General features: G+C 63.2%; 18 protein-coding genes. 14 read left to right on the forward strand and 4 right to left on the reverse strand.

Translation table 11 applies throughout. The annotated features are described in order from the left end of the window. Nucleotides 1-20 precede the first annotated feature (20 nt). From hrcA to ureG, 9 genes are all read left to right on the forward strand, one after another. Nucleotides 21-1,100 carry a heat-inducible transcriptional repressor HrcA gene (gene hrcA, locus ROE7235_RS05160; protein WP_121093608.1) on the forward strand — a complete coding sequence of 360 codons (1,080 nt, stop codon included), beginning with the start codon at nucleotides 21-23 and terminating at the stop codon, nucleotides 1,098-1,100. A 9-nt stretch (nucleotides 1,101-1,109) separates the two neighbouring features. Beyond that, nucleotides 1,110-1,676: a nucleotide exchange factor GrpE gene (locus ROE7235_RS05165; protein WP_121093609.1), complete on the forward strand. Its 567-nt coding sequence runs from the start codon at nucleotides 1,110-1,112 to the stop codon at nucleotides 1,674-1,676. 143 nt (nucleotides 1,677-1,819) lie between these two features. Next, nucleotides 1,820-2,632, forward strand: coding sequence for an urease accessory protein UreD (locus ROE7235_RS05170; RefSeq protein ID WP_121093610.1), 813 nt, complete (start codon nucleotides 1,820-1,822; stop codon nucleotides 2,630-2,632). A 15-nt stretch (nucleotides 2,633-2,647) separates the two neighbouring features. Next, nucleotides 2,648-2,950 carry an urease subunit gamma gene (locus tag ROE7235_RS05175; RefSeq protein WP_121093611.1) on the forward strand — a complete coding sequence of 101 codons (303 nt, stop codon included), beginning with the start codon at nucleotides 2,648-2,650 and terminating at the stop codon, nucleotides 2,948-2,950. Between the two features lie 10 nt (nucleotides 2,951-2,960). Further along, nucleotides 2,961-3,266, forward strand: a complete 306-nt coding sequence (locus tag ROE7235_RS05180; protein ID WP_121093612.1) for an urease subunit beta — start codon at nucleotides 2,961-2,963, stop codon at nucleotides 3,264-3,266. Next, a complete protein-coding gene (gene ureC / locus ROE7235_RS05185; RefSeq protein ID WP_121093613.1) occupies nucleotides 3,266-4,972 on the forward strand; it encodes an urease subunit alpha in 1,707 nt (568 codons plus the stop codon). The genes ROE7235_RS05180 and ureC overlap by 1 nt, the downstream gene beginning before the upstream one ends. A 9-nt stretch (nucleotides 4,973-4,981) precedes the next feature. Beyond that, nucleotides 4,982-5,446, forward strand: a complete 465-nt coding sequence (locus ROE7235_RS05190) for an urease accessory protein UreE (RefSeq protein WP_121093614.1) — start codon at nucleotides 4,982-4,984, stop codon at nucleotides 5,444-5,446. After that, nucleotides 5,421-6,080 carry an urease accessory protein UreF gene (locus ROE7235_RS05195; protein ID WP_245963880.1) on the forward strand — a complete coding sequence of 220 codons (660 nt, stop codon included), beginning with the start codon at nucleotides 5,421-5,423 and terminating at the stop codon, nucleotides 6,078-6,080. Before ROE7235_RS05190 ends, ROE7235_RS05195 begins: the two co-directional genes overlap by 26 nt. Beyond that, a complete protein-coding gene (gene ureG, locus ROE7235_RS05200; RefSeq protein ID WP_121093615.1) occupies nucleotides 6,077-6,703 on the forward strand; it encodes an urease accessory protein UreG in 627 nt (208 codons plus the stop codon). The genes ROE7235_RS05195 and ureG overlap by 4 nt, the downstream gene beginning before the upstream one ends. Here ureG and ROE7235_RS05205 read toward each other — a convergent pair. Then, complete coding sequence (locus tag ROE7235_RS05205) at nucleotides 6,700-8,085, reverse strand: diguanylate cyclase domain-containing protein (protein ID WP_121093616.1); 1,386 nt, start codon at nucleotides 8,083-8,085, stop codon at nucleotides 6,700-6,702. The two genes, ureG and ROE7235_RS05205, sit on opposite strands and share 4 nt — an antisense overlap. A 95-nt stretch (nucleotides 8,086-8,180) precedes the next feature. Between ROE7235_RS05205 and ROE7235_RS05210 the strand changes: the two genes are divergently transcribed. Together ROE7235_RS05210 and aspS are read left to right on the forward strand one after the other, a co-directional pair. Continuing rightward, entirely contained in the window at nucleotides 8,181-8,471 is a 291-nt protein-coding gene (locus ROE7235_RS05210; protein WP_183073333.1) for a DUF3572 family protein, read from the forward strand. A 63-nt stretch (nucleotides 8,472-8,534) separates the two neighbouring features. After that, nucleotides 8,535-10,313, forward strand: a complete 1,779-nt coding sequence (aspS, locus tag ROE7235_RS05215; RefSeq protein WP_121093618.1) for an aspartate--tRNA ligase — start codon at nucleotides 8,535-8,537, stop codon at nucleotides 10,311-10,313. A gap of 13 nt (nucleotides 10,314-10,326) precedes the next feature. On the opposite strand, the gene ROE7235_RS05220 is transcribed toward aspS, so the two are convergent. Continuing rightward, the gene (locus ROE7235_RS05220) at nucleotides 10,327-10,989 is read right to left on the reverse strand and encodes a response regulator (protein ID WP_121093619.1); all 663 of its coding nucleotides are present in this window, start codon (nucleotides 10,987-10,989) and stop codon (nucleotides 10,327-10,329) included. Nucleotides 10,990-11,132: 143 nt separating this feature from the next. On the opposite strand from ROE7235_RS05220, the gene mce reads away from it, so the two are divergent. Continuing rightward, a complete protein-coding gene (gene mce, locus ROE7235_RS05225; protein ID WP_121093663.1) occupies nucleotides 11,133-11,537 on the forward strand; it encodes a methylmalonyl-CoA epimerase in 405 nt (134 codons plus the stop codon). Then, nucleotides 11,537-11,803, forward strand: a complete 267-nt coding sequence (locus ROE7235_RS05230) for a DUF1467 family protein (protein WP_121093620.1) — start codon at nucleotides 11,537-11,539, stop codon at nucleotides 11,801-11,803. The genes mce and ROE7235_RS05230 overlap by 1 nt, the downstream gene beginning before the upstream one ends. On the opposite strand, the gene ROE7235_RS05235 is transcribed toward ROE7235_RS05230, so the two are convergent. Continuing rightward, the gene (locus tag ROE7235_RS05235) at nucleotides 11,787-12,500 is read right to left on the reverse strand and encodes an EI24 domain-containing protein (RefSeq protein ID WP_121093664.1); all 714 of its coding nucleotides are present in this window, start codon (nucleotides 12,498-12,500) and stop codon (nucleotides 11,787-11,789) included. The genes ROE7235_RS05230 and ROE7235_RS05235 overlap by 17 nt on opposite strands. Beyond that, nucleotides 12,497-13,066 carry a nitroreductase family protein gene (locus ROE7235_RS05240; protein ID WP_121093621.1) on the reverse strand — a complete coding sequence of 190 codons (570 nt, stop codon included), beginning with the start codon at nucleotides 13,064-13,066 and terminating at the stop codon, nucleotides 12,497-12,499. The genes ROE7235_RS05235 and ROE7235_RS05240 overlap by 4 nt, the downstream gene beginning before the upstream one ends. A gap of 116 nt (nucleotides 13,067-13,182) precedes the next feature. On the opposite strand from ROE7235_RS05240, the gene ROE7235_RS05245 reads away from it, so the two are divergent. Continuing rightward, a complete protein-coding gene (locus ROE7235_RS05245; RefSeq protein WP_121093622.1) occupies nucleotides 13,183-13,506 on the forward strand; it encodes a hypothetical protein in 324 nt (107 codons plus the stop codon). Nucleotides 13,507-13,519: the final 13 nt, after the last annotated feature.

The following is a 13,519-nucleotide window of genomic DNA, read 5'->3' on the forward strand; positions in this document are numbered from 1 at the left end:
CCAAACAGAGGTTTCAGGGTATGTCGGAGCCACGCGATACCGCAAGTTTGCTAAGCGAGATGAATGACCGCTCGCGCGAGGTGTTTCGCCGCGTGGTCGAGGCGTATCTGGACACGGGCGGCCCCGTGGGGTCGCGCACGCTGACCCGTGGGCTGAGTGAGAAGGTTTCCGCCGCCACGGTAAGAAACGTCATGCAAGACCTTGAATACCTTGGGTTATTGGACAGCCCGCATGTGTCTGCCGGGCGGGTGCCAAGCAATCTGGGGCTGCGCCTGTTTGTCGATTCGCTGCTGGAAGTGTCGCCGTTGGATGATGGCGACCGCGCCAAGCTGGACCAGACCATGGGTAGCAACGAACGCGATATGGGCACAATGCTGGAACAGATCGGCGGGGCGCTGAGCGGGGTGACGCAAGGCGCATCCCTGGTGCTGTCGCCAAAGTATGAGGCGGCGGTCAAACATATCGACTTTGTCAGCCTGTCGCCCGATCGCGCGCTGGTGGTTCTGGTGTTCACCGATGGTCATGTCGAGAACCGGATTTTCACACCCCCCAAGGGGATGACGCCGTCGGCCATGCGCGAGGCGGCGAATTATCTCAATTCGATGGCAGAGGGTGCAAGCGTGGCGCAGCTATTGGCGCGGTTCCGGTCAGAGTTGGCACGCAACCGCCGCGAGATTGACACGCTGGCGCAGGCGATGGTGGAGCAGGGGCTTGCTGTCTGGGAAAACGAGGGCGAACCGCAGGAACGGTTGATCGTGCGGGGCCGCTCTAACCTGCTGGATGACGCAACGGCAGAGGATTTCGAACGCATTCGCAACCTGTTTGACGATCTGGAACGCAAGCGCGACATCACGGAGTTTCTGGAACTGACCGAGCAGGGCGACGGTGTGCGCATTTTCATTGGCGCAGAGAACCGGCTTTTTTCGCTTACGGGTTCAACTTTGGTTGTTTCTCCTTATATGAACGCCGAACGAAAGGTTATTGGCGCGGTTGGCGTGATCGGCCCGAAACGGTTGAATTACGGACGAATCGTGCCGATTGTGGATTATACCGCGCAACTGGTCGGGCGTTTGCTAAACGACTCCCGCCGCGCAGATTGAGGACCGAATATGGCCGAGCCAAAAGAAACCCCCACCCCCGAAGCCGAGATGCCGGAGGCCGAAGGCGAAACGCCGGAAAGCACCGATCTGGACCCTGTTGCGGCTTTGGAAGAGCAACTGGTGCAGGTCGAGGCAGAGCGCGACGACATGCGCGACCGGATGATCCGCGCGCTGGCCGAGGCCGAGAACAGCCGCAAACGCGCCGAGAAGGACCGGCGTGATGCGCAGCTTTACGGCGGCTCAAAGATCGCGCGGGATATGTTGCCGGTCTATGACAACCTTGCCCGTGCGTTGAACGCGGCGAATGACGAAACCCGTGCCGCCGCCGCTGGCTTGGTTGACGGGGTTGAGCTGACCTTGCGCGAACTGACTGGGATTTTGCAGAAACACGGTGTCGAGCGCATTTGCCCCGAAGTGGGCGACCGGTTTGACCCGCACCTGCATCAGGCCATGTTCGAGGCGCCTGTTCCCGACTTCAAGGCAGGCCAGATCATTCAGGTGATGGCCGAAGGGTTCAAGCTGCATGACCAGCTTTTGCGCCCTGCGCATGTCGGGGTTTCGTCCACCCCCGCGTGACTTTTTAATCCGCCTGTTTTTTGTGCGACTCGCGCTAACGCCGCTCGTTTCATAGGCAAACGGGCGGCGCTTGCTTTTGTGGCGGGGCGCATGGCCTGCGCTCTCGCGGCCAGCCGGTATCAAGTGACCGCCAAGGGGGCGCGATGCTTGATTCCGGCCAACATGTGAAGATGCAACGGAGCATGGGCGAGGCCCGTGTGACCTTTGACGGCGCGCGTTTGGGACAGTTGCGTCAGATCGGGTCTGCCAAGGCGCAATTGCCCCGGATCAGCGGGCGGCCGGAAGTGGTATTTCTGAATACATCGGGTGGGCTGACCAGCGGCGACAGGCTGGATTACAGCGTTTCGCTGTCCAATGCTGCGCAGGTCACGGCCACCACCCAGACCGCAGAGCGGGCGTATCGCGCCAATGACGGTGCCGCGCGGGTGCGCGTTTCGCATGATGTTGGTGAGGGATGCTGGCTGGATTGGCTGCCGCAGGAAACGATCCTGTTCAACGACAGCGATGTTGCGCGCGACACGCATGTCGCGCTTGCGCCCGACGCAGGCTGCCTGCTGCTGGAAAGTGTCGTGCTGGGCCGCGCAGCAATGGGCGAGGATGTTTGCCGGCTGAATTTACGAGACAGGCGCAAGATCACCCGCGCGGGTACCCCCGTGTTTCTGGAGCCTTTGGTGCTGGACACGGCGACGCTGGCCCATGGCGGACAAAGCGCAATCCTGCGCGGTGCGCGCGCCTTTGCGACGCTGGTGCTGTGTGCGCAAGGGGCCGAGGATGCGGTCGGCGCCGCCCGTTCCGCGCTGAACCATGACGCGGTCGAGGGCGCGGCCAGTGCCGATGACGGCAAGCTTGTCGTGCGCCTGCTGGCCGCCGATGGATGGCCATTGCGCCAGCAAATCCTGTCATTGCTGCATGTTTTGCGGCGCGGCACGCCGCCGCCGCGCGTGTGGCAGATGTAATCGCAGAGGAATGACATGAACCTGAGCCCCCGTGAAAAAGACAAGCTGTTGATTTCGATGGCCGCCATGGTCGCGCGCAACCGTCATGCGCGTGGCGTGAAGCTGAACCACCCCGAAGCGGTGGCGCTGATCTCCGATTTCGTGGTCGAAGGCGCGCGCGATGGCCGGTCGGTGGCCGATCTGATGGAAGCGGGCGCGCATGTCATCACCCGCGCCGACTGCATGGAGGGGATACCCGAGATGATCCATTCCATTCAGGTCGAAGCGACCTTTCCCGACGGCACCAAGCTTGTGACCGTCCACCACCCCATTCGTTGAAGGAGCGCCCATGATCCCCGGAGAAGTCTTTCCCGCGCCCGGCACCATCACCCTGAACGAGGGGCAAGAGGCGATCACCCTGACCGTGGCGAATACCGGCGACCGCCCCATTCAGGTGGGCAGCCACTACCATTTTGCCGAAACCAACCCCGGTTTGCAGTTCGACCGTGCCGCCGCCACAGGCACCCGGCTGGACATTGCCGCAGGCACCGCCGTCCGGTTCGAGCCGGGCCAGATCCGCGAGGTGCAGCTTGTGCCCTATCGCGGCGACCGCAAGGTGTATGGGTTTAACCAGAAAATTATGGGGGCACTGTAATGCCAGCCAGCATAGACCGCGGCACATACGCCGATATGTTCGGCCCCACCACGGGCGACAAGGTGCGCCTGGCCGATACCGACCTGATTATCGAGGTCGAGCGCGACCTGACCATTTACGGCGAAGAAGTGAAATTCGGCGGCGGCAAGGTTATCCGTGATGGGATGGGCCAAAGCCAGCGCACCCGTGCCGAAGGGTCTGCGGACACGGTCATCACCAACGCGCTGATCGTGGATCATTCGGGCATCTACAAGGCCGATGTGGGCCTGCGCGACGGGCTGATTGCCGGGATCGGCAAGGCGGGCAACCCCGACACCCAACCGGGCGTGACCATCGTCATCGGTCCGGGGACAGAGGTGATCGCGGGCGAAGGCAAGATCCTGACCGCAGGCGGGTTCGATGCTCATATCCATTTCATCTGCCCGCAGCAGATAGAGGATGCGCTAGCCTCTGGCATAACCACCATGCTGGGCGGCGGCACCGGCCCCGCGCATGGCACATTGGCCACGACCTGCACGCCCGGCCCGTGGCATATTGGCCGGATGCTGCAAGCGTTCGAGGCGATGCCGGTAAACCTCGCGCTGTCGTGCAAGGGCAACGCCGCGCTGCCCGCCGCGCTAGAGGAAATGGTCACGGCAGGCGCTGCCGCCATGAAGCTGCACGAGGATTGGGGGACCACCCCCGCCGCCATCGACTGTTGCCTAAGCGTGGCCGATGCGATGGATGTGCAGGTCATGATCCACACCGACACGCTGAACGAATCGGGCTTCGTGGAAAACACGCTCGCTGCGATCAACGGCCGCACCATTCATGCGTTTCACACCGAAGGGGCGGGGGGCGGCCATGCGCCCGACATTCTGAAAGTGGTCAGTTCGCAAAACGTGATCCCGTCCTCGACCAACCCGACGCGGCCCTATACCGGCAACACGATCGAAGAGCACTTGGACATGCTGATGGTCTGCCACCATCTGGACAACAAGGTGCCGGAGGACGTGGCCTTTGCCGAAAGCCGCATCCGCCGCGAAACCATTGCCGCAGAGGACATCCTGCATGACATGGGCGCGATGTCGATCATCGCGTCCGACAGCCAGGCCATGGGCCGCGTGGGCGAGGTGATCATCCGCACATGGCAAACCGCCGATAAAATGCGCAAGCAGCGCGGGCGCTTGCCAGAGGAAACCGGCAACAACGACAACATGCGCGTGCGCCGGTTCATCGCCAAATACACCATCAACCCGGCGATTGCGCATGGAATATCCGAGCATATCGGCTCCATCGAAGTGGGCAAACGCGCGGATCTGTGCCTGTGGAACTTCGCGTTTTTCGGCGCGAAGCCCGAAATGGTGCTGATGGGCGGCACCATTGTCAGCGCGCAAATGGGGGATCCGAACGGGTCCATCCCCGCGCAGCCCTTCTACACCCGCAACATGTGGGGGGCCTATGGGCGCTCGCGGTTGAACTCTGCCGTGACCTTCGTGTCCGGCGCGGCCTTGGCCGACGGGATCAAGGGCAAGCTGGGGCTGGAAAAGCAGCTTCTGGCGGTCAGCGGAACGCGCAATATCGGCAAATCCGATATGGTGCTGAATGCCGCGACACCGCAGATAGACGTGCACTCCGAAACCTACGAAGTGCGCGCCGATGGCGAGCTTCTGACCTGCGAACCCGCCACCGAACTGCCGCTCGCGCAGCGGTATTTCCTGTTCTGAGGGATTGTGATGCAAGATTATCCCAAAGCCGTGCGGGTCCACAGCCATGTGCATCACGCCTGCGATACCGTCGCGCTGGATTATGAAGGACGGTTTTTGCGCCGTAAACAGCTTGTCGCGGCGTCGGGCCGTGGGTTTCTGGTGGACCTGCCCGAGGTGACGAACCTGGCGGGGTCAGAGGCGTTTGTGCTGGAAGACGGGCGCGAGATTGCGGTGCAGGCAGCGCCCGAACCCGTGCTGGTGGTGCGGGGCGATCTGGCGCGGCTGGCGTGGCATATCGGCAACCGGCACACGCCCTGCCAGATTGGCGCGGATGCGCTGGTCATCCGCCAAGACCACGTGTTGGAGGCGATGCTGGCCAAGCTCGGCGCCGAGGTCGCGCATGATACACGGCCCTTTACGCCAGAGGGCGGCGCGTATGGCATGGGCCGCACCATGGGGCATAGCCATGATCACGACCACCACCATGCCTGACGCGCCCGCGCTGCTGTCGCTGGTGCAATGGCTGTCACCGGCTTTCCCTACGGGGGCGTTCGCCTATTCGCACGGGCTGGAACAGGCGGTCGTGTTGGGCGATGTGGCCTCTGCCGAGGCGTTCGCCTCATGGTTGGCCGCAATTCTGGATCATGGCACCGGCTGGAATGACGCGGTGCTTCTGGCCTGCGCGTTGCGCGCCGGCGCGGATTTCGCGGCGCTGGACCAAACCGCGCGCGCGCTTTCGGGCAGCACCGAGCGGTTGCTAGAGACGACCGAACAGGGCGCGGCCTTTGCGCTGGCGCGCGGGCAGATGGGGCAGGCGGATGCCGTGGCCGAAGCCTTGCCCGTGGCCGTGGGGCGCGCGGCGCGCGGCTTGGACCTGTCCGCACACACGGTGATCGCGCTGTATTTGCACGCGTTCGCCAGTAACCTGACCTCTGCTGCCGTGCGTTTCGTGCCCTTGGGGCAGGCAGCGGGGCAAAGGGTTCTGGCAGCACAACACGGGCGGATTGCCGCGCTAGCGGAACGAGCGGCGGGTGCCAAGCTCGACGATCTGGCCAGCGGCGCGTTCCGGGCCGAATTGTTCGCCATGGCGCACGAAACTCTGGATGTAAGGATATTCAAGACATGACCAACGGACCTTTGCGTGTCGGCATCGGCGGCCCTGTCGGTGTTGGCAAAACCACCCTTACCGAGCATTTGTGCCGCGCCTTGGCTGCGCGGTGCTCGATGGCTGTGGTGACGAATGACATCTACACGCGCGAGGATGCCGAGGCACTGATGCGTGCCCAGGTGCTGCCCGCAGAGCGGATTCGGGGGGTCGAGACCGGCGGCTGTCCGCATACAGCGATCCGCGAGGATGCCTCGATCAACCTGTCGGCGATTGCTGACCTGACAGCCGTGTTCCCCGATCTGGACCTTGTGCTGATCGAATCAGGTGGCGACAATCTGGCGGCAACCTTCAGCCCCGAACTGGCGGATCTGACGATCTATGTGATCGACACGGCAGCGGGGCAGGACATACCACGCAAGCGCGGGCCCGGTGTGACACGCTCCGACATGTTGGTGGTGAACAAAACCGATCTGGCCCCTTATGTGGGCGTCGACCGCGCGCTTCTGGAAGCCGATACAAAGGCCGCGCGCGGTGCGCGGCCCTATGTCATGGCCGAATTGCGTAATGGGCGCGGGGTCGATGCCGTTGTGCGGTTTCTGGAGCGGGAAGGCGGGTTGCGCCTGTCACCACAGGCCGCCTAAGCGACAGCGCTTTGCGCGCTGACAACCCGATTCCGGCCTGCGTGCTTGGCGGCCCGCAACGCCATATCCGAGGCCCCGATAAGCCGTTTCAGTATATCGGTGGTCAAGGCCCGCCCCGGTGCGTCATGCACCGAGATGCCGACAGAGGCCGTCACCCGCAGCTTTGCAAGCCCATCGCGCAAAATATAAGGGTGATCACCAACGCGGGCGCAAAGCCGCTCGGCGACAAGCCGGGCGACGGACATGTCCGCATCGGGCATGGCAAGAAGAAACTCCTCGCCGCCATAGCGGCACAGAATGTCACCATGTCGCAAATCCTGCCGCATGCGCTGGGCGACCTGTCGTAACACCTCATCACCCGTGTTGTGCCCGTGCTGGTCATTTATGTCCTTGAACCGGTCAAGATCGATCAGCAGCAACGCGAATTCTGCATTTTTCTGGGCGACCGCGCGTGAGAATTCTGCCAGCGCGTGGCTACGATTGTGCAAGCCCGTGAGCGGGTCAAAGGCCGCCAGCCCAAGCTGGTTTTCCAATGCGCGGCGCTGGGCATCCGCGCAGCGTTTTCGAGAGATGATCTTTTCCAGCCGCAATCTGGTTTCGGCACGGTCCAGCGGCAGCGGCAGAATATCAGCCGCGCCAAGGTCCAGCGCCATAGCCCCATCGGCGCGGGCAGCGGGTGGCAGGATCAGGCAAATTTCAGCGTGGCGGGTTGCGGCCCGTGATCGTAATTCGGCAATTACGTGCAGACCGGCGCGGTCCATCGCGTCGGGGGTGATGACGAAAACGTCCGGGCTTTTGCGAGGGTCGTCCAACCCCAGCGCAGCGGGGACGGTAATGTCGTGCCAGCGCGCATCCGGCCAGATGGCGGCCATTGACGACAACCAGCCCTCCCGCGCCTCTGCCCGCCCGGTGACAAGTGCCATGTCGGGCCGCATGGCAAAAGGCTCCGCGCTTTCGGCAAGGCCGGCTTGCAGGGCGGTGTTGGGGTGGTTGCGCCATTCATCCCGTCGCGCCACATTCCGCAACAGGCTGCGTATGCGCCCCAGCAGGTAAGCTTCGTCCAGCGGTTTGGCCATGAAATCATCGGCACCTGCTGCAAGCGCGTTCAGCCGGTGGGCATGGTCTGCATTGGCCGAAAACAGAATGACGGGAATATCGCGGGTGCTGCGATCCGCCCGCAGGGCCTGACACACCGCCAGCCCGTCCATATCCGGCATGTGGTAATCCAGCAGGACAAGGTCTGGTCTGTGTTCATGCACCAGTTTCAGCGCGGACACGCCGCCATTTGCGGTCAAGGTTCGGTAGCACGCAGAGGTCAGTTTGCCCCGCAGAACGGTGCGGTTTAACGAAAGATCGTCTGCAATAAGAATTTGGCCTGCCATTTATTCGTTTTCCGGCTTAAATCTGAATGCCTGAGAGTAGCGCCAAAGAGGTTAACAAGCCTTTAAGGTCCGGGCCACGCGACGGGGGGACAACCATGCAAGAGAGCCAAGCGCAGGATATTGCGGGCGATGTGCTGCTATGGCTATGTGCTCAGGAAGAGCTGTTGGACGTGTTTCTTGCGGCCAGCGGCGCAGAGGTGGACGCGTTGCGCACTGGCCTGCAAGGTGGCGTGCCCGACCCCGGTCTGGCCGCCGCCGCGCTGGAATTTACCCTGATGCGGGACGAAACCGTGCTGGAGGCGGCCGCCGTCCTTGGCCTTGCGCCAGAGCGTTTGGCGATGGCAAGCGCGGTTCTGGCGGGCGCGGGCGGTATGCATTGGACCTGAACCCTTGACTTTGCGCGGCGCAAAAGGTGTATCGCGCAGGCCAGAGCAAGGAAGGGTCCACCCATGCACGCCTATCGCAGCCATACCTGCGCCGATCTGACCGCCGCCAATGTGGGCGACACCGTTCGCCTGTCGGGCTGGGTGCACCGCATTCGCGACCATGGCGGGGTGCTCTTCATCGACTTGCGCGACCATTACGGCATCACGCAGGTCCTGGCCGATAGCGACAGCCCGGCGTTTGCAGAGATCGAGAAGCTGCGCGCAGAGTTCTGCATTCGGATTGATGGCGTTGTGAAGGCGCGCGATGCATCCTTGGTCAATACCAAGCTGAAAACTGGCGAGATCGAGGTTTACGCGCGGGGCATGACCGTTCTGGGCGGCGCGGATGAGTTGCCGCTTCCGGTATTCGGCGAGCCGGACTACCCCGAGGATACGCGGCTGTCCTATCGCTTTCTGGACCTGCGGCGCGAAACGATGCAGGCCAACATGGTGCTGCGTTCGGACGTGGTGGCCGAAATGCGCCGCCGGATGTGGGACCAGAATTTCCGCGAGTTTCAGACGCCGATCATTACCGCCTCCAGCCCCGAGGGTGCGCGCGATTTCCTTGTGCCGTCGCGGCTGCATCCGGGCAAGTTCTACGCGCTGCCGCAGGCGCCGCAGCAGTTCAAGCAGTTGATCATGGTGTCGGGCTATGACCGGTATTTCCAGATCGCGCCCTGCTTTCGCGACGAAGACCCGCGCGCCGACCGCTCGCCCACCGATTTTTACCAGCTTGATCTGGAAATGAGCTTTGTCGAGCAGGACGATGTGTTCGCCGCCGTTGGTCCGGTGCTGCAAGGCGTGTTCGAGAAGTTCGGCGGCGGGGCCAAGGTGGATGCTGCTGCCGATTGGCCGCAGATCCCGTATGCCGAGGCTTTGCGCAAATACGGCACCGACAAGCCCGACCTGCGCAACCCGATCGAGATGCAGGTGGTGTCCGAGCATTTCCGCGGCTCTGGCTTTGCCATTTTCGCCAAGCTGTTGGAGAATGACGGCACCGAAATTCGCGCCATTCCTGCCCCCGGTGGTGGCAGCCGCAAGTTCTGCGACCGGATGAACGCCTTCGCGCAGGCGCAGGGGTTGCCGGGGATGGGGTATATTTTTTGGCGCGCGGGCGATGACGGGTTGGAAGCCGCTGGCCCCCTCGCCAAGAACATCGGACCGGAGCGAACCGAAGCGATCCGGCAGCAGCTTGGCTTGGGCGAAGGCGATGCGGCCTTCTTCCTTGGCGGGAAGCCTGCGCAATTCGAGGGTGTCGCGGGCAAGGCGCGCGACGAGATCGGGTGTGAGTTAAAGCTGATCGACGAAAACCGCTTCGCCTTTGCCTGGATCGTCGATTTCCCGATGTATGAGGAAACCGACGACGGCCGCGTCGATTTCAGCCATAATCCGTTTTCCATGCCCCAAGGCGGGATGGACGCGCTGTCGGGCGATCCGCTGGCGGTCAAGGGCTACCAGTATGATCTGGCCTGCAACGGGTATGAGCTGCTGTCGGGCGCGATCCGCAACCACAAGCCGGAAATCATGTATCGCGCGTTTGAAATCGCGGGCTACCCGAACTCCGAGGTGGACAAGCGGTTCGGCGGCATGGTCAAGGCGTTCAAATACGGCGCGCCCCCGCATGGTGGATGTGCGGCGGGGATTGACCGCATCGTGATGCTGCTGGCGGGCGAGCAGAACATCCGTCAGGTCATTATGTTCCCGATGACCCAGCGAGCCGAGGATTTGTTGCTGGACGCGCCATCCGACCCGACGAACGAGCAGTTGCGCGATCTGGGCTTGCGGCTGGCCCCGAAAGAGTAACGAGGCCAAACCGCTAGATCAGCGGCAGGGCGCGCAGGCGGTCCCGCAAAAGCGCGATCACCTGTGCCATGTCGCGGGCGATGACCGCGCGCTCAAGCGCGAAATCGCCCGTCATGCAGGCCAGTTGCGCAATGAACTGAAGCGCATAGGCGGGCCGCGTGCCGGTGCCGTTCAGCAGGTCGAGCGCCAGATACAGATCGTCGCGCAAGGCGGCTTGCCCCGGACTGGCCTGCTCCACGACAGCGCCGCGCAGCCCGAAAAACACCGGCGCCAGCATCTGGCAGAAGGCCGCGCCACTGCCGAAGGGTTTGGGCAGGAAACGGTCAGCCCCGGCGAGGAACGCTTCCTCCTCCATCTCCGGGTCGCCCGAGGTGGCGACGATCAGGCCCGTGCGCGGTCTGCGCCGCGCCATTTCTGCGATCAGGTCCAGCCCCGACCCGTCGGGCAGGCCCAGATCGACGATCGCGGCATCGGGTGTGTATAGCGACATGTGCCGCCGACCGCTGCGCAAACAGTCGGCCCGTCGCAGCCGCCCGCCCGCGCTGCGAAACATAAGTCGCACATAATCCGCCGTCAGGCGGCTGTCTTCGACCAGCAGCAGCGTTCCGCCGCGCTGGTAGGGTTGGGCCGGTGGCAAGGCCGGGCTGAGCGTGGTGGCGGTGGAATCGGTGTTCATGGCATCCCTCCGTGGCAGAGCCTTATTCAAGCGCGGATTGCCTAAGATCGGGTTAAGCGCATGGGTTGCGGCGTGCTGTCACCCCTGCTTGGGCTTGCCAGATGGCCCGGCGATACCCCATATGGGACAAAACGGAGGACACCATGATCGGACGCCTGAACCATGTCGCCATTGCCGTGCCGGATCTGGAGGCCGCGGCAAACCAGTATCGCAACACCCTGGGGGCCGATGTGGGCGCACCGCAGGACGAGCCGGACCATGGTGTGACGGTGATTTTCATCACCCTTCCCAACACCAAGATCGAACTGCTTTACCCGTTGGGTGACGGCAGCCCGATTGCGGGATTTCTGGAAAAGAACCCGTCGGGTGGCATTCACCACATCTGCTACGAGGTGGATGACATTCTGGCCGCCCGCGACAAGCTTGCAGCGACAGGCGCGCGCGTGCTGGGCACCGGAGAGCCGAAGATCGGCGCGCATGGCAAGCCGGTGCTGTTCCTGCACCCCAAGGATTTCAACGGCTGCTTGGTCGAGCTGGAGCAGGTCTGATGAGCATCATGTCCGCCATCGTGCTCTATTCCATGATATGGTTCATGACCCTGTTTCTGGTGCTGCCCTTGCGCACCCGCACCCAAGGCGAGGCGGGTGATGTCGTGCCGGGCACGCATTCCTCGGCCCCCGAGGATGCGCAGATGTGGAAAACCGCGCGCATCGTGACCATTTGGGCCACCGGTGCTTTCGTGATTGTGGCGGGGATTATTCTGTCTGGGGTTATTACCATGGACATGATCGAGCAGATTACCCGGCCTGGGTAGACCCCGGTTTGCGCCCCTGCACCCGATGATACATATGGGTGAAGGCCGCGGCCCCAACCACGGGCATCAGCAGGTTGACGAAGGGGATCGACAGGGGCACCGCCATCCACAACCCCGCGAACCACAGCCGCCAGCGATGGCGCTTTTGCAGTGCGCGCGCCTCTGTCGCCGTATGGCGGCGTAGCGCAACCATGGTGAAATATTCGCGCGCCAGCAGCCATGCGTTTATGCCCCAGAACACGACAAAGCCCAACCCGCCCGAAAACACGAACACGACCATGCCCACCAGGTTCAGCGCGACCAGAAGCCCGAAATAGCGCACCGAATCGCTGAGTGCCGTGGCAAAGGGCACGGGCGTGGGTGCGGGCAGGCCCGGATAGTGCTGGCGTTCGACCGTGTTTGCCACATCTTCCAGAAACAGGCCGGTAAAGGCCGATGCCACAGGCACCATCAGGAAAACGGACAGCCCGAGCATAAAGAACAGCGACCCGATTGAGAGCAGGGTCTGCAGGCCCGACACCTCTCCCGCGATGGGTAATGTCAGTGTGCCGGGCACGAAGATCTGCACGACCAGCAAGACCAGCGCATACATTGCGAATAGCAGCGCAACAGCCAAGGCCACCCCGAACCAGATGACGCGGCGAAAGCGTGGGTCGCGCAATTGCCCGATGGCATGGGCGTAGGAAGACAGGATCATGCGTGCACCCATTCGGTGATTGCGCCCATGTCCGGGCGGGGGCGGTCGGGCGGCGCCGTGTCCGCCGTGCCAATGTGGATGAACCCTGCGACCCATTCGTGCGGTGCAAGGCCCAAAACCTGCGCCATCAGTGCCGCGTCATGCGCGGGCCAGCCGGTCAGCCAGTTCGCGCCCCAGCCCGTGGCAAGCGCGGCATTGACCAACCCAAGGCAAACCGCGCCCACCGACAGGGTCTGTTCCAGTTGTGGGATCTTCTCGGACGGTTTGGGGCTGGCGATCACGGCCACACAGACGGGGCTGTCGGCAAAGGCGCGCGCCGGTTTTTCCCCTTCCAGCCCGTGGGCGGCGGCGTAATCCGTGATCTGGCCGGCCACCCGCGCCCCGGCGGGCTGGTCCAGCACGATAAAGCGCCAAGGCTCCAGCTTGCCATGGTCGGGCACGCGCGCGGCGGCTTGCAGCATCTGCTCTAGTGCGGCGCGGTCGGGGCCGGGCGCGCGCAGCAGCTTCGCGGGGCGCGAGCGTCGGGTCAGCAAAAATTGCAAAACGGGGTTTTCGGGCTGTGTCATCGACGCTCCTTCAGGGTTGGGCAAGATGTATGCCGAGTTGGCATTGGAAAAAAGGGCCGCAAAATGAAGCGGTGGTTTTTTCTGGGTCTGCGGGTCAGGTGTGCTAAGACGCGGGCATGAAATACGCCGCACTTCTGACACCAATGCTCTTGATGGCCTGCGCCGCAGACCCGGTTTGCCACGGGCGTTTGGGTGCGATTGAAACCCAGATTGCAGAGCGCGAGCGCGTCTTGGCACGCGGCTACCGCGTGCAGCCAGCGCAAGAGGGCAAGACCCTTGTCACGCTATGCGGCTGGCCCGAAATCCTGTGCACCGAACCTGTGCAACAGCCGAGGCGCGCGCGCCGGGTTGCCATTGATGTCGCAGCCGAGCAAGACGCGCTACAAGAGTTACGTGCAGAGCAAGCCGCGTTGCGCGCCCAAGGGCTGACCTGTTCATGAACCGGAACCGAAC

Source organism: Roseinatronobacter ekhonensis, from assembly GCF_900499075.1.
GTDB lineage: Bacteria > Pseudomonadota > Alphaproteobacteria > Rhodobacterales > Rhodobacteraceae > Roseinatronobacter > Roseinatronobacter ekhonensis.